32 protein-coding genes and 1 tRNA gene are annotated in these 20,976 nt (G+C 42.6%); all 33 read left to right on the plus strand.

Annotated elements, in window-relative coordinates; all coding sequences use genetic code 11:
• Nucleotides 1-406: 406 nt before the first annotated feature.
• Complete coding sequence (locus JMF81_RS16560; protein ID WP_279323898.1) at nucleotides 407-532, plus strand: hypothetical protein; 126 nt, start codon at nucleotides 407-409, stop codon at nucleotides 530-532.
• Between the two features lie 21 nt (nucleotides 533-553).
• A complete protein-coding gene (locus JMF81_RS14680; RefSeq protein WP_201312182.1) occupies nucleotides 554-862 on the plus strand; it encodes a hypothetical protein in 309 nt (102 codons plus the stop codon).
• Complete coding sequence (locus JMF81_RS14685; protein ID WP_201312183.1) at nucleotides 852-1,166, plus strand: hypothetical protein; 315 nt, start codon at nucleotides 852-854, stop codon at nucleotides 1,164-1,166. The genes JMF81_RS14680 and JMF81_RS14685 overlap by 11 nt, the downstream gene beginning before the upstream one ends.
• Nucleotides 1,157-1,348 (plus strand): hypothetical protein, encoded by a 192-nt coding sequence (locus JMF81_RS14690; protein ID WP_201312213.1) that lies wholly within the window; start codon nucleotides 1,157-1,159, stop codon nucleotides 1,346-1,348. Before JMF81_RS14685 ends, JMF81_RS14690 begins: the two co-directional genes overlap by 10 nt.
• A gap of 135 nt (nucleotides 1,349-1,483) precedes the next feature.
• Nucleotides 1,484-2,134 carry a rolling circle replication-associated protein gene (locus JMF81_RS14695; protein ID WP_243282696.1) on the plus strand — a complete coding sequence of 217 codons (651 nt, stop codon included), beginning with the start codon at nucleotides 1,484-1,486 and terminating at the stop codon, nucleotides 2,132-2,134.
• Between the two features lie 97 nt (nucleotides 2,135-2,231).
• Nucleotides 2,232-2,675 (plus strand): RNase H family protein, encoded by a 444-nt coding sequence (locus JMF81_RS14700; protein WP_201312184.1) that lies wholly within the window; start codon nucleotides 2,232-2,234, stop codon nucleotides 2,673-2,675.
• Complete coding sequence (locus tag JMF81_RS14705; protein ID WP_201312185.1) at nucleotides 2,657-3,055, plus strand: hypothetical protein; 399 nt, start codon at nucleotides 2,657-2,659, stop codon at nucleotides 3,053-3,055. The genes JMF81_RS14700 and JMF81_RS14705 overlap by 19 nt, the downstream gene beginning before the upstream one ends.
• Nucleotides 3,056-3,103: 48 nt before the next feature.
• A complete protein-coding gene (locus JMF81_RS14710) occupies nucleotides 3,104-3,553 on the plus strand; it encodes a Cas9 inhibitor AcrIIA9 family protein (RefSeq protein WP_201312186.1) in 450 nt (149 codons plus the stop codon).
• The gene (locus JMF81_RS14715; RefSeq protein ID WP_201312187.1) at nucleotides 3,550-5,346 is read left to right on the plus strand and encodes a PcfJ domain-containing protein; all 1,797 of its coding nucleotides are present in this window, start codon (nucleotides 3,550-3,552) and stop codon (nucleotides 5,344-5,346) included. Before JMF81_RS14710 ends, JMF81_RS14715 begins: the two co-directional genes overlap by 4 nt.
• Nucleotides 5,347-6,504: an ASCH/PUA domain-containing protein gene (locus JMF81_RS14720; RefSeq protein WP_201312188.1), complete on the plus strand. Its 1,158-nt coding sequence runs from the start codon at nucleotides 5,347-5,349 to the stop codon at nucleotides 6,502-6,504.
• A 191-nt stretch (nucleotides 6,505-6,695) separates the two neighbouring features.
• On the plus strand, nucleotides 6,696-6,935 hold the full coding sequence (locus JMF81_RS14725) for a helix-turn-helix domain-containing protein (RefSeq protein WP_201312189.1): 240 nt from the start codon (nucleotides 6,696-6,698) through the stop codon (nucleotides 6,933-6,935).
• A gap of 176 nt (nucleotides 6,936-7,111) precedes the next feature.
• Nucleotides 7,112-7,303 (plus strand): hypothetical protein, encoded by a 192-nt coding sequence (locus JMF81_RS14730; protein WP_201312190.1) that lies wholly within the window; start codon nucleotides 7,112-7,114, stop codon nucleotides 7,301-7,303.
• Complete coding sequence (locus JMF81_RS14735) at nucleotides 7,300-7,545, plus strand: hypothetical protein (protein ID WP_201312191.1); 246 nt, start codon at nucleotides 7,300-7,302, stop codon at nucleotides 7,543-7,545. Before JMF81_RS14730 ends, JMF81_RS14735 begins: the two co-directional genes overlap by 4 nt.
• Nucleotides 7,542-7,844, plus strand: a complete 303-nt coding sequence (locus JMF81_RS14740) for a hypothetical protein (RefSeq protein ID WP_201312192.1) — start codon at nucleotides 7,542-7,544, stop codon at nucleotides 7,842-7,844. The genes JMF81_RS14735 and JMF81_RS14740 overlap by 4 nt, the downstream gene beginning before the upstream one ends.
• A gap of 59 nt (nucleotides 7,845-7,903) precedes the next feature.
• Nucleotides 7,904-8,359, plus strand: coding sequence for a hypothetical protein (locus tag JMF81_RS14745; RefSeq protein ID WP_243282699.1), 456 nt, complete (start codon nucleotides 7,904-7,906; stop codon nucleotides 8,357-8,359).
• A 147-nt stretch (nucleotides 8,360-8,506) separates the two neighbouring features.
• Nucleotides 8,507-8,577: transfer RNA gene (locus JMF81_RS14750), tRNA-Arg, on the plus strand.
• 18 nt (nucleotides 8,578-8,595) lie between these two features.
• Nucleotides 8,596-8,817 (plus strand): hypothetical protein, encoded by a 222-nt coding sequence (locus tag JMF81_RS14755; RefSeq protein WP_201312193.1) that lies wholly within the window; start codon nucleotides 8,596-8,598, stop codon nucleotides 8,815-8,817.
• Nucleotides 8,811-9,227 (plus strand): HNH endonuclease, encoded by a 417-nt coding sequence (locus tag JMF81_RS14760; protein WP_201312194.1) that lies wholly within the window; start codon nucleotides 8,811-8,813, stop codon nucleotides 9,225-9,227. The genes JMF81_RS14755 and JMF81_RS14760 overlap by 7 nt, the downstream gene beginning before the upstream one ends.
• Nucleotides 9,228-9,354: 127 nt before the next feature.
• Nucleotides 9,355-9,798, plus strand: coding sequence for a P27 family phage terminase small subunit (locus JMF81_RS14765; RefSeq protein ID WP_201312195.1), 444 nt, complete (start codon nucleotides 9,355-9,357; stop codon nucleotides 9,796-9,798).
• Nucleotides 9,791-11,461, plus strand: a complete 1,671-nt coding sequence (locus JMF81_RS14770; RefSeq protein WP_201312196.1) for a terminase TerL endonuclease subunit — start codon at nucleotides 9,791-9,793, stop codon at nucleotides 11,459-11,461. Before JMF81_RS14765 ends, JMF81_RS14770 begins: the two co-directional genes overlap by 8 nt.
• Nucleotides 11,462-11,472: 11 nt before the next feature.
• Nucleotides 11,473-11,718 (plus strand): crAss001_48 related protein, encoded by a 246-nt coding sequence (locus JMF81_RS14775; protein ID WP_201312197.1) that lies wholly within the window; start codon nucleotides 11,473-11,475, stop codon nucleotides 11,716-11,718.
• A 121-nt stretch (nucleotides 11,719-11,839) separates the two neighbouring features.
• A complete protein-coding gene (locus tag JMF81_RS14780) occupies nucleotides 11,840-12,982 on the plus strand; it encodes a phage portal protein (RefSeq protein WP_279323899.1) in 1,143 nt (380 codons plus the stop codon).
• The gene (locus JMF81_RS14785; RefSeq protein ID WP_201312199.1) at nucleotides 12,979-13,551 is read left to right on the plus strand and encodes an HK97 family phage prohead protease; all 573 of its coding nucleotides are present in this window, start codon (nucleotides 12,979-12,981) and stop codon (nucleotides 13,549-13,551) included. The genes JMF81_RS14780 and JMF81_RS14785 overlap by 4 nt, the downstream gene beginning before the upstream one ends.
• A 38-nt stretch (nucleotides 13,552-13,589) precedes the next feature.
• Nucleotides 13,590-14,801 carry a phage major capsid protein gene (locus JMF81_RS14790; protein ID WP_243282701.1) on the plus strand — a complete coding sequence of 404 codons (1,212 nt, stop codon included), beginning with the start codon at nucleotides 13,590-13,592 and terminating at the stop codon, nucleotides 14,799-14,801.
• A gap of 11 nt (nucleotides 14,802-14,812) precedes the next feature.
• On the plus strand, nucleotides 14,813-14,962 hold the full coding sequence (locus JMF81_RS14795) for a hypothetical protein (RefSeq protein ID WP_201312200.1): 150 nt from the start codon (nucleotides 14,813-14,815) through the stop codon (nucleotides 14,960-14,962).
• Between the two features lie 37 nt (nucleotides 14,963-14,999).
• Nucleotides 15,000-15,257: a head-tail connector protein gene (locus JMF81_RS16825; protein ID WP_279323900.1), complete on the plus strand. Its 258-nt coding sequence runs from the start codon at nucleotides 15,000-15,002 to the stop codon at nucleotides 15,255-15,257.
• 4 nt (nucleotides 15,258-15,261) lie between these two features.
• Nucleotides 15,262-15,600, plus strand: coding sequence for a phage head closure protein (locus JMF81_RS14805; RefSeq protein ID WP_201312201.1), 339 nt, complete (start codon nucleotides 15,262-15,264; stop codon nucleotides 15,598-15,600).
• On the plus strand, nucleotides 15,587-15,976 hold the full coding sequence (locus JMF81_RS14810) for an HK97 gp10 family phage protein (protein ID WP_201312202.1): 390 nt from the start codon (nucleotides 15,587-15,589) through the stop codon (nucleotides 15,974-15,976). The genes JMF81_RS14805 and JMF81_RS14810 overlap by 14 nt, the downstream gene beginning before the upstream one ends.
• The gene (locus JMF81_RS14815) at nucleotides 15,973-16,290 is read left to right on the plus strand and encodes a hypothetical protein (RefSeq protein ID WP_201312203.1); all 318 of its coding nucleotides are present in this window, start codon (nucleotides 15,973-15,975) and stop codon (nucleotides 16,288-16,290) included. Before JMF81_RS14810 ends, JMF81_RS14815 begins: the two co-directional genes overlap by 4 nt.
• Complete coding sequence (locus JMF81_RS14820) at nucleotides 16,287-16,838, plus strand: major tail protein (protein WP_201312212.1); 552 nt, start codon at nucleotides 16,287-16,289, stop codon at nucleotides 16,836-16,838. Before JMF81_RS14815 ends, JMF81_RS14820 begins: the two co-directional genes overlap by 4 nt.
• Nucleotides 16,839-16,861: 23 nt before the next feature.
• Complete coding sequence (locus JMF81_RS14825) at nucleotides 16,862-17,281, plus strand: hypothetical protein (RefSeq protein WP_201312204.1); 420 nt, start codon at nucleotides 16,862-16,864, stop codon at nucleotides 17,279-17,281.
• Between the two features lie 310 nt (nucleotides 17,282-17,591).
• Nucleotides 17,592-20,270 carry a phage tail tape measure protein gene (locus tag JMF81_RS14830; RefSeq protein ID WP_201312205.1) on the plus strand — a complete coding sequence of 893 codons (2,679 nt, stop codon included), beginning with the start codon at nucleotides 17,592-17,594 and terminating at the stop codon, nucleotides 20,268-20,270.
• The coding region (locus tag JMF81_RS14835) for a hypothetical protein (protein ID WP_201312206.1) at nucleotides 20,267-20,976 on the plus strand (710 nt) is incomplete at its 3' end. The genes JMF81_RS14830 and JMF81_RS14835, both read left to right, overlap by 4 nt.

Raw genomic sequence — 20,976 nt, forward strand, 5'->3', positions numbered from 1 at the left:
TGTATTTAAAGTATACGAAGAAAGAGAATAAAAAGCAAACATATGTAGCAAAGAAACTGCCGGTCCCTGGCAGGGATCCGGCAGGATATGTAAGGGTGTAGATCAGAACAAACAGCCTATTTACGACTGTTTAATAATGCCACGATTGCACAAAGCATCATGACAAATTGAAAAAGGTCGCTGTAAGTAACGCACCTTCAACATTCCTCCTTTCTTAGGAAATGAAAAGAAGAAAAATCTACACCCTATACAATAAATGTCAAAACTTCCAAAGGTGACGGATGGAAGTTCCGGAATCTTTAACCTGGATAGCTTACTGAAATAGAAGAAGAAAAAGAGGGGCGATGCAGGCTTTTAATTCATAGCGGACAAACTTCCGGAAATACGATGTAAGGGAGGTAATTGTATGGAAGGTTATAAGATCAAGAGGTTTGTAAACGGGAAAGAAGTAAAGGAATTGACGCCGGAGCTGAAACGGCAGATGACTCTGGCAGTGATAAGAGCAATAGGAGCGAAAGAAAAAGCCCGATAAACCGGGCAGGAAGGACAAGCAATGATTGAAGGAAGTATTTTAGTCATGATCGGCACAATGCTGGCGTACTTTGCAGATGTTCCATTAGCTTTAGTACTTTGCTTTATTGTTCCAGGAATCGTCATGATGAAAGAAAAGGTAGATCAATTAAAAGACACAATGAGAATGCAGGAGCAGAAAGTAAGATACAAACGGGATGCCGAGATGCGTAGATTAGAAAAAGCGTATCTGGAAGAACCAGAGCGCGAGATTGCTTATAAAGAAGGAGCCGTGATGGCTTACAACGAAACTTTAGCGATTTTAAGAAAGGAGAAAGAAGATGGCAGATAGGAAAAGCTTTACAGAAGAAATTAAGCAGGTTGCAGAAATGAAGGGGAGTAAAGAAGAAAGAATAGCGGCAAGAAATGAGTTATTGGGAGAAGTACTGAACAATGTGACGAATTTTGTATATCCGTGCAATGAACTGGAAATGCCGATCTTAGCTGCAGCTATGCTGGTAACGGTACAGGAAATGCAGGGAAGCATGGAGATAAAAGACCTGCAATTAATGAAAGAAACGCGGAGAGTGATGATGGATAACTTTGAGATGCAACCGCTTGTAATCTACAACGAATGGGAGAAAGTATGCGATTGACAATGAGGAACCATGGATCCTATACATACCGAGCTTCTCTGATCCGTGTGGATAACAATTGCGCACTGGGAGATATTGTGGACAAGCTTGGAAAATATGAGGACATTGGAGAACCGGAAGAATTTGAACATCTGAAATGTGAGCATGAAAAAAGAACCCGCCAGAAAAAGCAAGGTTCTTAATTCATCAATCATTAAACATCTTCAGTATATCAAATTCCTCCTAAAAAGGCAAGAAAATGGCGGCAAAAAGCCGCCTTTCAGCCTTGTTAAAAGTATTAAGTTTAGAAATACAAAGAGATTAAGGAGTAAAGAGATATGCCATTTTATCAGCGGACTGTAATAGCTGGGAAAACGATAGAGACAAAGAAGTATTACAGCAGGATGCATAAGCCGAAAGAAAGACGGATCAAGAGGAAGGAACAGACAAAGGAGGCCCAGGAGAACGTAAATATCCGACATCAGGTAGAACGATTAAGATGGTTGCTGAACTGTAATTTTGAAGAAGGAGATATGTTTGTAACCTTCTCAATCCGGAAAAATGAAAGACCAGATACCTATAAAGAACTGGTAAAAATGAAAGATAAACTGATAGCAGACCTGCGAAGAGAGCATAAAAAAGCAGATAAAGTATTTAAATATGTCTATGTATTGGAGACAGGAGACAGGGGAGCTGCCCATATCCACATGGTCTTAAAGAGCATAGACACAAAATTGTTGAAAAGATGCTGGGATCGTGGATATATCCACATAAAACTATTAGATGGGACAGGCCAGTATGGAGAACTTGCTTCTTACCTGGTAAAAGAGAAGGGCAGGAAAAAGATGGAGAAGTATGGAGGGAAGACATATTCTCCCATCGAGGAACATGACACGGCCAATCATAATCAAAGAAGTAGTATGGGAGAGGGATTTCTTTCGTGCAGATGCCAGAGCAAAAAAGGGATACTATATCGACAAGCGTCATGATAGGGAAAATGCAGGCGTAAGAAAAGGATTCACACAGACAGGGTACCCATTTATGGAGTACATTCAGGTCAGGATTAAAGATGGATAAGGAGGGCTTATGAAGAAAATAGATATCTACATATACACATTGACGCACAGCAGAGGAAGAGGACCGGCAGTCTATAAAGCTGTGCTGGAATTTATCCGGAGCAACGGGACACCGTACACACTGGAAATAGATGGATTTGATCTGGAAACGACCAGGAACCGGATCACGATCCAGGCAGCCGTCATGGCAATGCGTCGAATCAAGTTAAACGAAGCTTATGAAATAAGAATCCATGCGGATTCGGACTACTTTGCGCGCATGTTGAAGGGAACAAAAGTCTATGCGCAGCATGAGTGGAAGACTGCAGCTGGAAAAGAGATTGCCAATGAAGATCTCTGGAAGCAGATTTATATCTTTACGCAGACCAACAAGGTAACCGCAGACACAGATCAGATGGAACGATACGAATGTAGAAAGGAGTTAGAGGAAAAATTATGCAGCTGTACGAATTAGAAGATGCTCTGGGAGGATTTACAACGGAAGAATGTATGGGAAGGTTGGAAAAACATCATATCATCTTCCGGAGCCAGGGAGGATGTGACTTTTATTACAACATTATTGAATTGCCGTTAGGATTTCACCACGGAGACAGAGGACCACATAAATGTCGCAAGACGGACCTGCTGTTAAAGAGGAGCCTCAGAGATACGCTTTTTATGGAATTTGGACGCGGCCGGAAGACAGCAGAAGAGATCGTGCATCTGTGCTGTCCGATGAACCGCAAAAGCGCAGAGAAACTGCATCGGAGGCTTTTGCAGGCGAAAAATTATGCAGGAAAGTATGAACCGGAGGATGCGATCCGGGAGATCATGGGTGGAAATTTGTACTGGTAAGCTCGCAAAAGCAGCATTTATGCGATTTTGCAGGAAGGAGAGAGGCGAATGTTTGATGTATTCGGAGAAATGGAAACTGCTGGAGAGATCAATGCCGTAGCCAGGAGCCTGAAAGAAGAAGGAGAAAAGGAACAATTGGAGAAATTATGCCAGGAAAACGGACTGGATGAAGAAATCACAGAGATGTTCTGGAATGGAGAGATTGATTTCGTGACGGATGATCTGATGGCAGCAGTCGGGAAGCTGGATATGGAGATAAAAGAAGCGAAGGAAAAGGACCTGGCAGAAGGCATTGCGGACTATCTAAAAGTTCAGGCTGAGAAGGATGAGAATTTTGCAAGGAAGATCCGAAAAAAAGGAAAACACCTGCAAAAAGCTATGGATTTGGCCAGGAAGGAAGCCGAGCGACGCAGAAACGGGAAAACATGCGTATATCTGCCGCCGAGAGTCGTATTTAAAATTGCAAAAGATTATTACGAAGGAAGGAATAAGAAGTGAAAAAGAAACAGATCGAAGCTATCCCATTCGGAGAGAAGAAAGTACATATCCTGGGAGACTGCCTGGTGATAGATGGAAAGACCATTGCCAGGAAGCAGAATGCCAGGGTGTGCATCCGAGGTACAGAATTTGCTAACTACGTGGAAGGAGAAGGCTGGAACCAAAGAATGATAGGATATTGGAGCAGTGATCCATTCCGGCTCGAAACGGATCTGGTACAGGAAGAGCAGGACGTAGTCGATAAATTTTTTGATGACATGGAAGAATGGCCAGAGTGGGAAAGGAAAAGTGATCTAAAAGGCAAGATAGTGACGATGCAGGAAGAAGTAAATAAAAGAAAGTGGGACAGGGCGTGGGCAAGACGGAGAAAAAAGGTCATGGAACATATAAAAGAAATCCGGCCCATGTCGGGGAAAATGAGACAATGGATAGAAAACCAGATGCCTGCATATGTATTTTACCGAACGGAAAAGAAGGAGAGTAGGGCAATATGTTGCCATTGTGGAGGAGAAGCCGTATATGACAGGAGAGAACATCCGATCCGGCACAATCAGAGAGGGACATGTCCTTGCTGCAGGAAGAAGATCATCTTTAAGTCTGCCGGAAGGCAGCAGAAAGAGGTCGATAAAATGCGGTTTGTCCGATTCCGGAAAACAAAATATGGAGTAGCGGCGATCGAGAGCGCAGTGCAAAAGATATCAAAAGCAGGAGAAAGAGAAGAACTGAGAGTAGGCGATGCCTATATTTGGTTCATTGAAGATGATTATGTCCTGTATGAAGAAGAAAGAGGACGAGGCAGTTGCTGGAGCGATGCAGGCGCTTATGGAACGGGGAACTATCCGCACGGAACGGCAAGGATCTATAAAGGCGGGTTAAAGCAGGCGATCAAAGGAAGTACGATCCAGTACAGCGGGATAGATGTTGTAGCGGATTGGAGAAATCCGAAAGAGAAATGGGAAAAGATTTTACGTGCATATGCTTACCAGCCACAGATTGAGAAGGTAATCAAGGCAGGAATGAAGAGACTGGCAAGAGAACTGGACTCATATGAAAGATTCCTGAAAGAAGGAAAGAAACTACAGGAAGTCCTGGGGATCACAAGAGAGCAGATGAAGATGGCAAGGGATAACGACATCGGGAAAAAGGGGATAAGTATCATGCGACAGGATCCGGACAACAAATTGAGTCTGGAAGAGATTTATGCGATGGAACTTGCAACATACCGCCTGGCGGAATTGAAACAATACACAACGATCCGGAAAATCTGCACATATCTGATGAAAGGAAATGATGCCGGAACATGGCTGGATTATCTTCGGATGGCAGAAAGAGCAGGGTACAACATGAAGGAAAAAGCAGTGCTCTTTCCAGGGAAACTGCAAAAGAGGCACCGCGATTTGATAGAAGAGATAGAGATCAAAGAGAGCCGGGCAAAGGAACAGAAATGGCAGGAAAGACGGCCGGAGTTCCTGAAATATAAATACAAGACCAAAAATTATACGATTGTGGTACCAGAAACATTACAGGATATCACAGAAGAAGGAAAGAGATTACATCATTGTGTCGGGACGTATATAGATAAAGTGATCAAAGGAGAGACAGATATCGTGTTCATCCGGCAGATCGGGGAAGAGGAAATTCCGTTCTACACCATGGAGATACGAGGAGCAGAAGTAATCCAGTACCGGGGAGCCTACAATAATAACAATGGGAATCCGGTACCGGAATCCGTAAAGAAATTTGTAAAAGGTTTTGAAAATACAATCTTGAGGAAGATAAGGAAGGCGGCGTAAATGGGAGAAGTAAGAGTAGAAGAATATCACCAGATCACGATACAGGAATATATGGATATCAAGGAAGATTTGAGGAGAAGATTGAATCATCTGGCAGAGAGTTTTGTAGCGATCGGATACCGGTTAAAGCAGATACGGGATTCAGAAGCGTACCGTCAGGATGGATATGAAAACATCTTTGAATTTGCTGAAAAGGAGCTGGGACTGACCAAAAGCCCGGCCAGCCGGTTTATGGCCATCAATGACCGGTACAGTGTAGGTGGGAATAGCATGGAACTGCGGCCGGAATTTATTGGACTGGGAAAGAGCCGGTTATCAGAGATGCTGACCATGGATCCAGAGGACTATGTGCTAGTAACGGATAAAACGAGCATCAAAGAGATCAGGGAATTGAAGCATATGGAAAAAGATGAGAGTGCAGAACCAACGAAGCTTCAGGAAGTGCTGTTAAAAGAATATGAATCGCCCAGACGAAGGGAAGAGCTGCAGGAGATCGCAAAAGCAAAGTGTATCGATGATGTAAAGGCAACAGTTATCCCGGAAGGATACCGGCTGATGAAGAAAGGTATTTTGGCAATCAAATTTGAAGAGGACAAGATCACAGTGAGGACCATGGGAACATCCGGAGTCCAGGAACTGTCATGGAATGAAATGTTGGTGGAATACAGCGAAACGTTCGATTTGAATGCTGAGGATCCATGGGAAGCGGCTTATGGGAGCCAGGAAGAAGAAACAGAACCGCCGCAGGAAAAAGAAAAAAAGCCCGCAAAAGAAGAACCTATGCCGGTTGCGACATCGCAACAGGAAGAACAGATACCAGGCCAGACAGAACTGGAAAAAGATTTTCCAGAGTACCTTCCGGATGATCAAAGGGTGGAGATACCAGATACAAAACGGGTAGAAGCACCGGAAATCGAAGAAGTGGGCAGGAGACATAAGCTTAAGATAGCGAAAATGTTCTTTGATGCGATAGCAGACGGGACCAAGACATTTGAACTGCGGAAGAATGACAGGAATTACATGATAGGTGACATCCTGGAGCTGCGGGAAATGATGGATGGGAGTCCAACGGGTCGGGAACTTGAAAAAGAAGTTGTTTATGTATTGGAAGGATTCCGAGGATTGGAAGAAGGATATTGTATCTTAGGGATTCAATAAAGGTAAAAAACTGATTTGACCGGGAAAACTGCAAGTAACCGTAAACAAATCCTAAATATAGTTGTTTTTTTATGTAATTCTCGGCGACCAGTTTTTTGAAGCACTGGTTTTCATATACCGCAACCGGCGCATAAGAAACAAAGAAACCACCAGCCTGCCGCCGGAAGGCAGCAGGCGGAAAGGAGGAACAAATGTACATCGATTTGACGATAGAGGAAGCAAAAGAGCTGATCGACCTGATCAGAGGAGGAAACAGGCAGCAGGAAGAACTGAAAAAAGAAGGAAAGAAAGGAACGAAGAAGAAACCGCTGGATTTGGGAAAGGTAAAGGCATTACGTGATGCTGGATGGAGTAATTCGAAGATAGCGGATGAACTGAAAGTAAGTACAAGTACAATCCAAAGAGCTGTTACTGAGATGAAAGGAGAATAGAAAGTGAAAGGATGTCCGTTTTGTGGAGAAAAAGCAGGAGAGGCTATTGAAGAGGAAGAAGCAAAAAAAACTTTTATTAAGATATGCACCGAGTAAGTATGAAGAATTGTTTGAAGAAATTCCGGAAGCTTAGAAGAAACAAAAAACGAATTGGGAAATAACAGGAGGAGAAAAAAATGGGATGCAAAATGGCGAGGAGAACTGATCAATATCACGGATGGGAATGCGAAATAAGTGGAGGAGAGTGCATGTTTTTGTATCCAGATGATGAAGAATGCCTTAAAAGATGCGATGGAGAACCAAAAGTAGAGGAAAAGAAAGAACCGCAGTGGCACCAAACCGGGGCAGCAGGAGGTTACTGGGAATGATTATTGTAAGTCAGGATAGAGATGAAATATTTAACATGGATCAGGCGGAGAAGATTGAGTGTGGACAATACTTACCGGGAATATATGGAATTTTTATCACTCATGGGGGAAAGCATGATATAGCAGGGAAATACACAAAACATGAGAGTGCGGAAAAAGTATTAAAAAAGATTATAACAACATATAAAGACAGGATACCAGATGAAAATACAGTGTTTTACATACCGAAGGAGGAAGAATGAAGGTATTAACAGAAGTAGGAGAAATTAACAACGTAGTAATCATGCACAAAGGAACTGGGTACAAATATCGTAGAATAGTTGGAAACTCTGGTTATCGAGGATACAGAGAAGCTATGGAAGAAGACAGTGCGGTGATGATCGAAATTGAAGATATGGCAGAGATAGATGCCATGATTGGAGTATTGTTCGATTTCAGGGAAATGATGTTGGATACCTTAGGAATATGGGAACCAAGAAGATTAAAAAACAGAGAAGCACAGGGATGCAAAGAAAAGATGGTGAGACGAAGAAAAAGATAAAGGGAGGGGTGACAAAGGCGGAATTTGAAGGAAAATAAGCGGCAGCAGGAGGAGAGGAAATGGACAGAAATATATTGATCCAGTACGTAGACATGAAGCAGAGAATAAAAATCATAAAAGAAAGGATCCGGAAATTAGAAAAAGAAATAACGGATTTAAGAAAAATGGAAGTAGCAGATACAGTGAAAGGAGGATATGGAGGCACACAGCATTTTAAGATAGAAGGGCACCCAGACGGGATTTTGGACAAAAAGAAGAAACTCCTGCAGAAAAGAAAAGATATGCTGCAGAGAGAAGAAATGGAACTTTTAACACTGACGAATGAAGCAGAAGAGTACATACAGAGTATAAATCAGATCGAGTTAAGAATAATGTTTGATTTTTATTATTTGCAAGACCTGAATTGGACCCAGACGGCATATCGGATGAATATGATGTATCCAAACCGGAATATACCATACACGGCAGAATCCTGTCGCCAAAGAAATAAAAGATTTTTTGAGAAAAATTTATAAATGTCACGCCGTGTCACACAAAAGTATGTTAAAAATAAAATGAAGCCAGTGAACAAATAAACCATTGTTGACAAGTTTCTATTGATAACCTTTCAGGAAACAGCATCCATATTAGGTGGGTGCTGTTTTTGTTATGTGTAAAAATAGCGCGCCTTAGAGTAAGGGTAGCTTATCGGTCTCCTTAGCCGATGGTCCTGGTTCGAGTCCAGGGGGCGCAATCAAACAGGAGGATGAAAATGAATTTATATTTGTGTGATGGGAAAGTAAAAAAATGCAAGAAAGGTGAATGCTACAGGAATGGTGGAAAATGCAGGCATACTACACAGAGAAAGAACAGAAAGAAAGCAGATGGAACTCAGATGATAATAGTAGGGAAAGATAACTGGGAAATGGATCCGGAGGGAATCAGGGAATTGATCAACAATCTGATAAAAGGAAGAAATGAAGGAAGATGCTGAGATCATGCCAGTATTGCGGGAGAGTACACGACACGAAGTATATGTGTCCGCAAAAAGAAAGAAGAATCAAGGAAAGACAATCATACAAAAAGAAAGAAGGAAGAAAGATACAGGTATTCAGACGAGGCGAGAGATGGAGAAGGAAGAGTGTTGATATAAGAACGAGAGACAGATACTGCTGTCAGATATGTAAAAGGAAACTGTATGGGGCAAAGAGGGTTGAGACAGAAGGCATATCAGTACATCATATTGTGCCGATCGTGGAAGATTGGGACGCAAGGCTGGATGATAGCAATCTGATAAGCTTGTGTGGACGACATCATGAAATGGCCGAAAAAGGAGAAATACCGAGAAAAGAACTGCAGGAGATTGCGCGGCAGCAGGAGGAAGAGGACGAAGGCGCAGTATGATGATCCCCCCGGGGTTCTGGCCTTGATTTTTTGAGCTGTCTCCCGACCGACGCCCCATATCTGAGCACACAAAATCTTAGAAATGAAAATTTTAAGGAGGGATAGAAGGGCAAGACCGGCAAAAAGCGTGGAAGCAAAAACAGGAACGATCACAAAAGAGGAAGAGCAAAAGCGCAGAAACATTGAAAAGCTGACCCGCGGCAAAACTGACAAATTAAAACCTCCGAATTACTTGAACAGGAATCAGAAAAAGATTTTTAGGTACATAATCGCTGAATTAGATGAGTCAAAGTTGCTTGGAAATCTTGATTTATTCATTCTTTCCAGGGCGTGCGTATCGATTGACCAGCTGCAAAGTTTTGACAAACAATCCAATGAAGATCCCAAAATGTTATTAGAAAAAAATTTCAGACTTGCAAAGGATTCAGCAACGAAAGATTTTTTTCGCTGCTGTAATGAGCTTTGCTTATCTCCGCAGAGCAGAGCAAAATTGTCAATTGCGGCGGTACATCAAGAAGAAGAGAAAAAAACTCTGATGGACATACTGAATGAGGAAGATGACGATGATTAAACACCCGGCAGTTAATTATGCGGAGGAAGTCGCAGAAGAGCGTATCAGAGCGCCAAAATACGTAAAGATACAATGCAGGGAATTTCTTTCGATTTTCCGAGGGGAAAGTGAAATTTATTGTATTAACACGAAATTGCTAAAAAAAATCTATGTAATTTTAAAACTGCTCAAAATGGCGAAAGGGCCAAAAGCAGGGCAAAGCATATATAAATCCTTGGCCGGATACCAGTGGCTGCTGATCACGGCTGTGATCGGAACAGTATACAGAGAAGACAAAAGAAAAAGAAGGTACCAGACAGCACTGCTGGAAATATGCAGAAAAAACGGAAAAACATTTGTTGTGGCCGTACTGTTTATTTTGCTCTTTTACCTGGAACCGAGCTATTCGAGATTTTTTTCTGTCGCGCCAGATGGAGCATTGGCAAGAGAGATAAAAGAAGCAATTGAACCGCTAATACAGACAAACGCAGCAGTGTTTGAAAAGGGAGAATTTAAAATACTGCGGGATTATATCTTACACCGGCCAACGAAAACAAAATATACACCGCTGAATTATTCCACAACAAGGATGGATGGAAAAGAACCATCTGTTTTTATAGCAGATGAAGTAGGTGCACTGCCGACACCATACGCGATTGAGGCTATGCGATCAGGCCAGCTTCTTGTAAAAAATAAACTGGGATTTATTATATCCACGAAATATCCGACGGTTCACAATCCGCTGGAAGATGAAGTGCAGGATGCCAAAATGATACTTGATGGTCTGGTAGAAGACCCGACAGTATTTGCTTTACTGTATGAGCCGGATAATCCAGATGATTGGGCGACGGATGATGACGTGCTGAAGGACGGAAATCCTCTGGCACAGGAAATCGAAGAAGTATGGGATGATCTGGTAAAGAAAAGAGAGAAGGCGATACGACGGGAGAGTCTTCGAGAAAATTTCCTGACCAAACATTGCAATATCGTCTATCAGGGGCAGGGAACAGAAGTCTATGTTGAAGTAGAGAAAGTAAGAGCCTGCAAGATAGATCATATTGATTGGGAAGGAATGGAAGTATATATTGGCGTCGATCTGGCCATGTCGAACGATAATTGCGCCGTAGCCATGAGCGCAGAGATGGACGGGGAAATTTACTCCGATGTAATAGCATTTATCCCAGAAGGCCGGATAGACGAAAAGAATGAATTTGAACATATTGATTATAGAAGATTTATTCAAGAGATGAAATGCATTGCCTGCGGCGATATGACAGTAGATTACAGCGTGATCGAGGATTTTGTATTTGGAATCGAAGAAAAATATGGCGTAACGGTGCGGGCGATTGGTTACGATCGTTACAATGCCCTGTCCAGTGCACAGAAATGGAATGAGAAATACGAAACGGTGGAAATCCGGCAGCACAGCGATACACTGCATCCGCCGACAAAACTGCTTTACGAATATATCTTAAATCGGCAATGGCATTACACAGAAAATATTCTTTTAGAAATCAATTTTGAAAATGCAAAGTGTACTTTTGATACAAATATGAACCGATACGTGAACAAGAAAAAATCATCCGGAAAAGTGGATGAAGTGGCAGCAATCATAAACAGCATTTATCTATTGCAACAAAATGTATTGCTGTATGACGGAGATTTTGTAGTACAGACAGCATAAAGGAGATAGACATGGGATTAAAAGACACAATAAAAATGATGGAAAGCAATGATTATAAAGAACGATTTCGGGCGGAATACTGGCAAGTAAGAATCCGCTTTGAAAAATTAGAATCCATGATAAAAAAATGGGAAAACCGGGAACTTGATTTTATACCGACGTGTCCAAAGAGCATCTATTGCCTGCAGCTTAACATGATGCAGGATTACATCAATCTACTGGAAGCGAGGGCGGAACTGGAGAATATTGAACTATAGGAGGTAGCAAAGGTTATTTTTTAAGAAAAGAGTAAGAGCAGAGCCGGAAGAAACGGAAGAGAAAAAAGAAGAATCCGAACAGGGAAGTCAACTCCTTTCTGCCTGGATTAATAACGATGACATCACGAGAGAAAAAGCGATACAGATTCCGTCGGTGGCAGGGGCGATTAATGAAATTGCAAGAACAGTGGCCAATATCCCGATTAAACTGTATCGGAGAGATGGAGACAGGGTAATTGAGGCGAAAGAAGATTACCGGGTATTTATGTTAAATGAAGAAACCGGAGACACACTGGATGCAAACCAGATGAAACAGGCGATCGTGAAAGATTATTATCTTGGCCGAGGTGGATATATCTATGTTGACTGGAATGGACTGACAATAGATTCTCTAAGATATGTAAAAAGCGAATGTGTTTCTACAGCATCCAACGCAGACGAAATCTTTAAAGAATATGTAATTATGGTACAGGGGAAATCTTATTTTCCAGAACAATTCATCCGGGTGCTCCGAAATACAAAAGACGGTATGCGAGGAAACAGCATTGTTGAAGAGAATAGCAAGGTGTTAAGCGTGGCATATAATTCGCTTGAATATGAAGAAAACCTTGTGAAAACCGGTGGAAATAAGAAAGGTTTTGTAAAGTCGGCCAGAAAGCTGTCGCAAGGGGCGATTAACAAGTTGCGGGCGGCCTGGAGGAACCTGTATCGAAATAACACGGAAAATGTTGTGATCCTGAATGAAGGGCTGGAATTCCAGGAGGCGTCTAATACGTCTGTTGAGATGCAGTTGAACGAAAACAAGAAAACCAATGGAGAGGAGTTGCGCCGGATCCTTGGAGTTCCGGAAGATATCGAGACGGAACAGGGAGACAAAACGTACATAAAATACTGTGTAAATACCTTTATGGGCGAATTTATGACAGCATTAAACCGGGCGCTGCTCCTGGAAAAAGAAAAAGGAACCTACTATTTCGCTCCGGATATGTATGAGCTTACTAAAGGAGACACAGATAAACGTTACAGTGCTTATAAAACGGCGGCAGAAACCGGATGGCTGCAGATCGACGAAATCAGAGCGATGGAAAACCGTGAACCGTTAGGAATTAATATGGTAAAACTTGGATTACAGGACGTGTTATACGATCCGGAAAACCAAAGTATTTATATACCAAACATGAACAAAAGTGCAAAGATCGGGGAAGGAGGGACCGAAGAAGGGCAAGAATTGAACTCAGGGCAGAGAATGGAAGAGAATCCGTGATCATTGATGGGTATGTGAATGTGACAGGAAGGAATAGCCGGCCAATCCCGGATGGGAAGGGCGGCTATTTTATCGAGAGGATTCAGTCGGGAACTTTCCGGAAAGCGATGAAGCGGGCAGAAGAGATAAAAATCTTACTGAACCACAAGTGGAGCAGGATCCTTGGAAGCACCAAGACAAACCTGAATCTGCAGGAAGATAAAATCGGGCTGAGAGCACATGTGGAAACCGAAGATCCGGAAGTTGTACAGGCAGCAAAAGAGAGAAGGTTGCGAGGATGGAGTTTTGACATCCTGCACCCGGTAGAAGTCCGAGCAGATGGAGAGAACGGGATCCCGACACGGACGATTACCGACATGGATATGAGGGAGGTGTCCTTAATAACAAACATGCGGCCATGGTACGAAGGGACTACAGTCACAGCAGAGACCAGAGCAGGAGAAAAAGAGGAAGTTTTTGAAATCCGTGCGGAAGAATTTGAACCTGAATATATCGGGTTTGAAGATAAAAAGAACTATGACAACAGCAGCTTAAAAAAGATTATCGAAAAATACGGAGGTAATGTGTAAGGAAAAAGACGAGAGTAAATAGAGCAGAGCAAAGAAAGATGAAGATGAACATTCAGTTCTTTGCAGAAAAAAACAACATCAAAAAATTAAAAGAGCAGAGAGCCGAAAAAGTACAGGAATTGAAAGACCTGTATGAAACAGTAGAGGCAGAACAGAGAGCAATCAACGAAGAAGAGGAACAGAAAGTAAACGATATCCAGAAAGAGATCGATGATATCGACAAGACGATCAAAACGCTGGAAGGAATCAAAAAACGCTTAGAAGAGACAGGCGGAAACAATGAGGAAGGCGGCGAAGGAGCTTCGGAAAACGATGAATCCGCAGAGCAGAGAGCGCAGGATGAAGAAAAGATGTTCGCAGAGTATCTTCGCGGAGTGGCGAACGGAGAATTAAGAGCTGACACAAACATGACGCTGACGGACAATGGAGCCGTGATCCCGGAAACCATCGCACAGAGAATCATTGAAAAAGTATATGAAATTTCGCCAATCCTGGAAAGAGCAACTAAGTACAACATCAAGGGAAGCCTTGTGATCCCGTTTTATCCAGCGGATGCAAATGATATTGAAATGGCATACGCGGATGAATTTGAAGAACTGGAAGCAAGCGCAGGAAAATTCGGAAGCATTACCTTATCTGGATTTTTAGCAGGGGCATTGACTAAAGTGTCGCGCTCGCTCATGAATAACAGCCAGTTCGATATCGTATCTTTTGTTGTAAATCACATGGCTCAGAAAGTGGCCAGATGGATTGAAGGCGAATTATTGAAAGGGACGGCATCCAAAATTGAAGGATTGTCTACGGTAACTCAGGGAGTAACTGCAGCATCTCAGACGGCAATTACAGCGGATGAGTTAATTGATCTGCAGGATTCTGTAAAAGATGCGTTCCAGCAGAGGGCTATCTGGATCATGTCAAGCAAGACCAGAACAGCCATCAGAAAATTAAAAGATGGAAATGGAAGATATCTGCTGCAGGATGACATCAATGCAGCGTTTGGCCGTGTACTGCTGGGAAAAGATGTGTATGTTTCTGACAACATGCCGGAAATGGCAGCAGGATCCAGAGCTATCTATTATGGCGATATGTCTGGACTGGCAGTTAAGATCACGGAGAATTTTGAAGCACAGGTATTAAGAGAAATCTACGCAACACAGCACGCGATCGGAGTTGTAGGATGGACAGAAATTGACGCGAAAGTGGAAGACGAGCAGAAAATTTCTGTACTTACAATGGCTTCTGGAGATTAAGGTGATACACAATGAAATATAGGGCATTGAAAAGTTTTTCCGGAAAGATTGCAATGGAAAAAGGAGAGGTGCGGGAGCTGAAAAGTTCCCTGGCCTCTGAATATGTGGCGTGTGGATTTCTGGAAAAAATGAAGGCGGTGAGAAAGAAGGAAAATAAATGATATTTCGCTTGCTACGATTTGTAATCATATCAGAGAAATTGAGGAAAATCTTGAAGATGATGACAAAAATCTAATAGAAGCTCAATTTGGGGCTGCGGTTGCATATTGTAAAGGATATACCGGCCTGACAGAAGAAGAACTAAACGAACATGAAGATATTACAATAGCTGTTCTTGCGCTGATCGCGGATATGTGGGACAACCGATCCACGACGGTGAGCCAGGCAAATCCAAATAGGACGGTAGAGACAATCCTTGGAATGTATAGCACAAACCTGTTACCGAACGGAGAGTGATCGTATGGATGCCGGAGCTTACAGAAATAAAGTTGTGATACAAAAATATACAGGCGAGTTTGATGATATCGGGAATCCGGCCGGAAAATGGGAAGATTACAAGAAAGCATATGCTTATGTTAACGGCCTGTCCGGAAGAGAGTACTGGGAAGCAGCCAATGTAAAACAGGAAAATACGGTAGAATTTATATTTCGGTGGAAGCCGTTCTTTGATGAAATGAATACAAAACGATTCAGGATATTGTTTCGGAACGGAGTCTATAACATAAATTCGATTGACAACATACAGTTTCGGAACCAGACAGTAAAAATAAAGGCGGTGGTAAAAGATGGCGAAAGCTGACGCCGGAAATCTGGCAGATGTGATTATGAAAGAGTTGAGAGAATACAGAGAACTTAAAAATGAAGAAATGGAAGAGATTGCAAAGGAAGTAGCGGCCGAAGGAAGAAAAAAATTGAAGGCGACATCGCCGCGCGGATCCGGAAGCAGAAAAGGACACTATGCGGACGGATGGAGCGTAAAGGCAGTTAAATCTGGAAACGGGAAATTTTCTTTTACGATTCATAACCGGAAAAAACCGGGACTAACACACCTTCTGGAGAAAGGACACCAGTTGCAGCAGGGAGGGAGAGCCGAAGCATATCCACATATTAAAAAAGTAGAAGAGTGGTGCAACAAAGAGTATGAACGACGCGTGAAAGCGAGGCTAGGCAGATGACAGCACAAGAAATCTATGAGGGACTGAAAAGCCTGGGATATCCTGTTGCATACAGCCATTTTGCGGAAGGAGATGTTCCGCAGCCGCCTTATATTGTGTATTCATTCTCGGGAACCGACAATTTTTCTGCAGACGGCATTGTATATCACCAGATCACGGAGGTGGACATCGAATTATATACAATGAAAAAAGATTTGGAGGCGGAGGGAAAAATAGAAAACTGGATGACAGAAAATGAACTCTTTTACGAAAAGTCAGAGTATTATATCGAATCTGAAAGAATGTTACAGGTAAATTTTGAAACGGAGGTATAAGAAGGAGCAAAGTAAAATTTAACATTAAAAATGTGCATTATGCAGTGCAGGAAGATGACGGATACGGAACTCCGGCACCACTTCCGGGAGCGGTATCAATATCCCTTGAACAGCAGGGAGAGATTACTCCGTTCTATGCGGATGGCATCGTGTACTATAAAAGTGCATCAAATGGCGGGTATGAAGGCGATTTAGAGATGGCGTTAATTACGGATGATTTCCGGAAAGATGTTTTAGGAGAAGAAGAAGACGGTAAAAAGGTACTGATTGAAAACATAAATGCGAAGGGAAAAACATTTGCACTGGGGTTCCAGATTGATGGGGATGTAAAACCAACGCTGTTCTGGTTTTACAATTGTACGGCGACACGCCCAAATGTAGAGTCCGAAACAACGGAAGACACCAAGGAACCAGGAACCGAAACGGTTACAATTTCCTGCGCATCAAATGAAGACGGGGATGTAAGAGCAAAGACAACAGACAATACTGACGATGCAACGAGAAACAGCTGGTTTGAAAGTGTATACGAGAAACAGCCGGCTGCATAAGCTGATGGAGGGACTGGACAGACATGAGAAAAACAATAACCATTGATGAAAAAGAATGTAAATTTAAAAGCTCAGCAGCGATTCCGAGAATGTACCGGCTGAAGTTTAACAGGGATATTTTTGTGGATATGGACAACATAGCAAAGCAGATGAAAGTCCAGGAACGGTTGAAAGAAGACTTAAAGAAAGCAGCCGAAGAAAAAGGAGAAGAATTTGACGAAAGTCAGTTTGAGTCCAATTTGCCAATCCATTCGCTTGAGATGTTTGAGAATATCGCATACCTGATGCACAAACACGGAGACCCAAGTCAGCCGGACGATATCTTAGAATGGATTGACCAGTTTGAAATGTTCGACATTTATAAAATTTTTCCAGAGATCATGAAAATGTGGAACCTGGAAAATAAACAAATGTCAAAGGCAAAAAAAAAGAAAGGGAAATAGATAGACAGTTAAATACCGCATTGTTCATGCTACGGTGTGTGCAATGCGGTATTGCTGTATCTGACCTGGACTTATTGAGCATTGGACTGGTAAACGACATGTTTGTGGAAATGAAAAACGATGAATACGATTATCCGCGGCTGGCTACGCAGGAAGATATTGACAATCTGTAGGAGGTGAGACAGGGAGCAGCAGGATAAAAGGCATCACGATCGAACTGGATGGAGATGCGACTGGATTAAATAAAGCCCTGGAGGGGGTAGATAAAAACTTAAAGAGCACATCGAAGGAATTACAGGATGTAAATCGATTGCTGAAACTGGATCCGTCCAACATAACGCTTCTGACACAAAAAAACGAATTGCTTGGGAAATCGATCTCTGACACAGAAAAAAGATTAGACGCATTGAAGATCGCAAATGAGCAGGCTGCAGCATCGGCTAAAAATTATGATGCATGGAAAGCGGCAATGACGCCGATTCAGACAGAAATAGAACAGACGAAAAAGAAAACGGCCGAACTGAAAAACGCGATGCAGGAAATGCAGGATGCTGGAGAAACGGATACTACAGGATACAAAGAACTGCAAAGCGAGCTGACTGAATCCACTAAGAAATTACGAAGTTTGAGAGCAGAAGCCAAAACGGTGAATGCCGAGTTTGGGAATCCGATTAGTCCGGAAGGATTTCGGGCGTTGCAAAGAGAGACAGAACAGACAGAGCAGAAACTGGGAAATCTTAAAAATGAAGCAAAACAGACATCCAGTGCTCTGGAAAATGCTTTCAAAAACGCAGGGAGCGGAGCGGGAGGTCTAAAAGAAAAGATTGACCAGATTGCAAATTCAACGCAGATCACGGCCATGGCAGAATTGGCAGATGTAGCTGGAGGCATAGGCGATAAGCTCGTAGAGATCGGGAAGAACGCTATGGGAACATCGCAAGAATTTGGAGATGCGCAATCCAACATGCAGGCAAATCTTGGGTTAACGGAAAAAGAAGCGCAGCAGGCGGGAGACGTTGTAAAAAATGTTTTTAACTCAGGCGTGACTGATTCCGTAGAAGAAGCCGGAAAGGCTGTAACGTTGGTGAAACAAAATTTTGGAGAATTGGATAATACGAATCTGCAAAATATTTCACAACAGCTGATGTCGATATCGGATATCACAGGAACTGATATGCAGGACAATGTTCTGGGTGCATCGAAACTGATGCAGGAATACGGACTCAGTGCCCAGGAAGCTATGGATCTGATAGCGGCAGGATATCAGGAGAACTTGAATAAGAGCGGGGACTTCATGGATACGCTCAACGAGTATTCCCCACTATTCGAAGAGGCCGGTTTTTCCGCTGAACAGATGATGCAGATTATGAAGAACGGCATGGAAAACGGGGCAATGAATACAGGTAAAGTGGCCGATGCCGTAAAAGAGCTGCAGATCAAGCTTGGAGACGGAACCTTTGAAGAAAACATGGGGAACTTCTCAAAAGCAACACAAAATACATTTAAGGAATGGCAGAGTGGAAAAGCGACAGTTGCGGATGTGGCATCAAGCATTGGGGCAGATTTGAAAAAAATGTCCCCGGAAGACCAACAGAAAGCATTGTCTTCACTGTCCAGCCAATTTGAAGATCTGGGAATTGATGCGTCTGTTGCCCTCTTTCAGACAGGAGACGCATTTAGTGACACAACTGGCAAAGCAAAAGAATTTGCAAAAGCGACACCGAGCCAGGAGTGGCAGTCATCTATCAATGAGATCAAGAGCAGTACAGAGGGAATCGGAGAAAATTTACAGAATGCTCTACAACCGATATTAGATGTGATAGCGGATATTGCGAAAAAGTTTTCGGAACTGCCAGCGCCAGTACAGACGTTCGTGACGGTGCTGGGAGTATTACTGGCAGCAGCAACTGTAATAACGCCAGTTGTATTAGCTATGGCAGGAGCATTTGCAACATTACAAGTATCGTTACTGCCAATTATAGCGGTCATAGCCGGAATCGCATTGGCAATAGCTGCCATTATAACAGTTATACAAAACTGGTCGACGATCACGAAAGTAGCTGGACAGGTATGGCAGCAGGTAAAAACAGCAATTTCGACGGCCGTGAATGCCGTGAAATCAGTCATAACGTCCGTATTTAATGCTGTAGGATCGTTTATAACGTCTGTATTTAACAGCATTAAATCTGTGGCGTCAAGCGTATGGAACGCGATCAAATCAGCAATACAAACAGCGGTGAACGCTGTGAAATCTGTAGTTCAGTCTGTATTTAATGCCGTGAAATCATTTGTGACTTCTGTGTTCAATGGGATTAAATCCGTAACGACGAGCGTATGGAACGCGATAAAATCAGCGATACAAACAGCAGTAAACGGAGCAAAATCTGTTGTAACATCTGTTTTTAATGCAATAAAGTCTTTTGTATCCACAGTAACTAATGCAATAAAAAATGCTGCGGTAAAAGCATTTAATGGACTTAAAAATGGGATTAAGTCTGTTGTAAGCGGACTGGCAAATATCGTAAAAAAACCGTTTAATACGATAAAAGATTTTATTACCGGATTAGCGAGTCAGGCGTACGAATGGGGCGCTGATTTTATAGGTGGGCTTAAGGATGGAATTATGTCTGGAGTTGGAAAAATCGTAGACGGAGTGAAAGGAATTGGAGGCAAAATCAAAAGTTTCCTGCACTTTTCACGGCCGGACGAGGGACCACTAAGAGAATATGAGTCGTGGATGCCGGACTTTATGAGTGGACTTGCGAAAGGAATTTACAATAATATCCCGGTAGTGGCTAAAGCAGCGAAAGCAGCGGCGAATGCCATCAGTATAAATACGCAGGGGGCAACACAAATGGGAACTGATATTGATTACGGCAGAATGGCTGCAGCATTTTCAAGAGCAGCACGGAATATTAAAGTAATATCGGTAATTGACAGCCGGAGCTTTAAACGAGGACTTGGAGAAATCGGGGTGCAATTTCAATGATAAAATACATTAGTTCACAGGGGAGAGAGATTGATCTCTCCTCTTTTAAAACGAGATTGAAAGACGCCGTATTCCATGCGTATTCATGGAACTACGAAAGCACAGAGCAAAAATACGGCATCGAGATCAATAATTTTCGGAAAGACCCGCTAGAATATGATCTTGAAATATGGGTTAGAGGAGCGAATGCAGAAAAGAAAGAAGCTCTAAATGAGCTGACGGATCAGGCTGAATACGATGTAGTAAATAAAACGCCAGGAAAATTAATCTTTGGAGACTATTACCTAACGTGTTATATTTTGACAGCGAGTACGGAACCGGGAGATTATGCAACAGTAAAGACAATGCAGATTCTTGCGCCGTATCCGTTTTGGATCCGAGAAACAACATATTCATTTCTGGCGGAAGCAGCGGATCCGATCACGATCCTACCTGGAGAAGAAGAGCCGGAACCAGAGATCACGATGGAACAAGGAATAATGTTCCCGGAGTTTCCGTTCGATCTTACCGTAAAAGAAGGCAAGAAAACGAAAGGGCTCTTTGACCTTCCGACCGATTTAAAAAGAGTCCGAGGCACAAGGATGATCAACAACGAATCTTATCTGCCATGTCATTTCCGGATGACGATATATGGACCGGTCACGGATCCGGAAATCGTGATTGCAAACCACATCTATAAAGTAGAGACTACTGTATTTACGGATGA

The sequence above is a fragment of the Anaerostipes butyraticus genome (assembly GCF_016586355.1).
GTDB lineage: Bacteria > Bacillota > Clostridia > Lachnospirales > Lachnospiraceae > Anaerostipes > Anaerostipes butyraticus.

Bases quoted from the DNA above. Each gene is read 5' to 3' on its own strand.
- JMF81_RS14730 (WP_201312190.1), top strand. From the start codon at position 7,112: ATGGGATGCAAAATGGCGAGGAGAACTGATCAATATCACGGATGGGAA.
- JMF81_RS14690 (WP_201312213.1), top strand. From the start codon at position 1,157: ATGCGATTGACAATGAGGAACCATGGATCCTATACATACCGAGCTTCT.
- JMF81_RS14745 (WP_243282699.1), top strand. From the start codon at position 7,904: ATGGACAGAAATATATTGATCCAGTACGTAGACATGAAGCAGAGAATA.
- JMF81_RS14755 (WP_201312193.1), top strand. From the start codon at position 8,596: ATGAATTTATATTTGTGTGATGGGAAAGTAAAAAAATGCAAGAAAGGT.
- JMF81_RS14790 (WP_243282701.1), top strand. From the start codon at position 13,590: ATGAAGATGAACATTCAGTTCTTTGCAGAAAAAAACAACATCAAAAAA.
- JMF81_RS14705 (WP_201312185.1), top strand. From the start codon at position 2,657: ATGCAGCTGTACGAATTAGAAGATGCTCTGGGAGGATTTACAACGGAA.
- JMF81_RS14825 (WP_201312204.1), top strand. From the start codon at position 16,862: ATGAGAAAAACAATAACCATTGATGAAAAAGAATGTAAATTTAAAAGC.
- JMF81_RS14700 (WP_201312184.1), top strand. From the start codon at position 2,232: ATGAAGAAAATAGATATCTACATATACACATTGACGCACAGCAGAGGA.
- JMF81_RS14770 (WP_201312196.1), top strand. From the start codon at position 9,791: ATGATTAAACACCCGGCAGTTAATTATGCGGAGGAAGTCGCAGAAGAG.
- JMF81_RS14725 (WP_201312189.1), top strand. From the start codon at position 6,696: ATGTACATCGATTTGACGATAGAGGAAGCAAAAGAGCTGATCGACCTG.
- JMF81_RS16560 (WP_279323898.1), top strand. From the start codon at position 407: ATGGAAGGTTATAAGATCAAGAGGTTTGTAAACGGGAAAGAAGTAAAG.
- JMF81_RS14710 (WP_201312186.1), top strand. From the start codon at position 3,104: ATGTTTGATGTATTCGGAGAAATGGAAACTGCTGGAGAGATCAATGCC.
- JMF81_RS14815 (WP_201312203.1), top strand. From the start codon at position 15,973: ATGACAGCACAAGAAATCTATGAGGGACTGAAAAGCCTGGGATATCCT.
- JMF81_RS14760 (WP_201312194.1), top strand. From the start codon at position 8,811: ATGCTGAGATCATGCCAGTATTGCGGGAGAGTACACGACACGAAGTAT.
- JMF81_RS14740 (WP_201312192.1), top strand. From the start codon at position 7,542: ATGAAGGTATTAACAGAAGTAGGAGAAATTAACAACGTAGTAATCATG.
- JMF81_RS14685 (WP_201312183.1), top strand. From the start codon at position 852: ATGGCAGATAGGAAAAGCTTTACAGAAGAAATTAAGCAGGTTGCAGAA.
- JMF81_RS14720 (WP_201312188.1), top strand. From the start codon at position 5,347: ATGGGAGAAGTAAGAGTAGAAGAATATCACCAGATCACGATACAGGAA.
- JMF81_RS14775 (WP_201312197.1), top strand. From the start codon at position 11,473: ATGGGATTAAAAGACACAATAAAAATGATGGAAAGCAATGATTATAAA.
- JMF81_RS14695 (WP_243282696.1), top strand. From the start codon at position 1,484: ATGCCATTTTATCAGCGGACTGTAATAGCTGGGAAAACGATAGAGACA.
- JMF81_RS14680 (WP_201312182.1), top strand. From the start codon at position 554: ATGATTGAAGGAAGTATTTTAGTCATGATCGGCACAATGCTGGCGTAC.
- JMF81_RS14810 (WP_201312202.1), top strand. From the start codon at position 15,587: ATGGCGAAAGCTGACGCCGGAAATCTGGCAGATGTGATTATGAAAGAG.
- JMF81_RS14805 (WP_201312201.1), top strand. From the start codon at position 15,262: ATGGATGCCGGAGCTTACAGAAATAAAGTTGTGATACAAAAATATACA.
- JMF81_RS14735 (WP_201312191.1), top strand. From the start codon at position 7,300: ATGATTATTGTAAGTCAGGATAGAGATGAAATATTTAACATGGATCAG.
- JMF81_RS14795 (WP_201312200.1), top strand. From the start codon at position 14,813: ATGAAATATAGGGCATTGAAAAGTTTTTCCGGAAAGATTGCAATGGAA.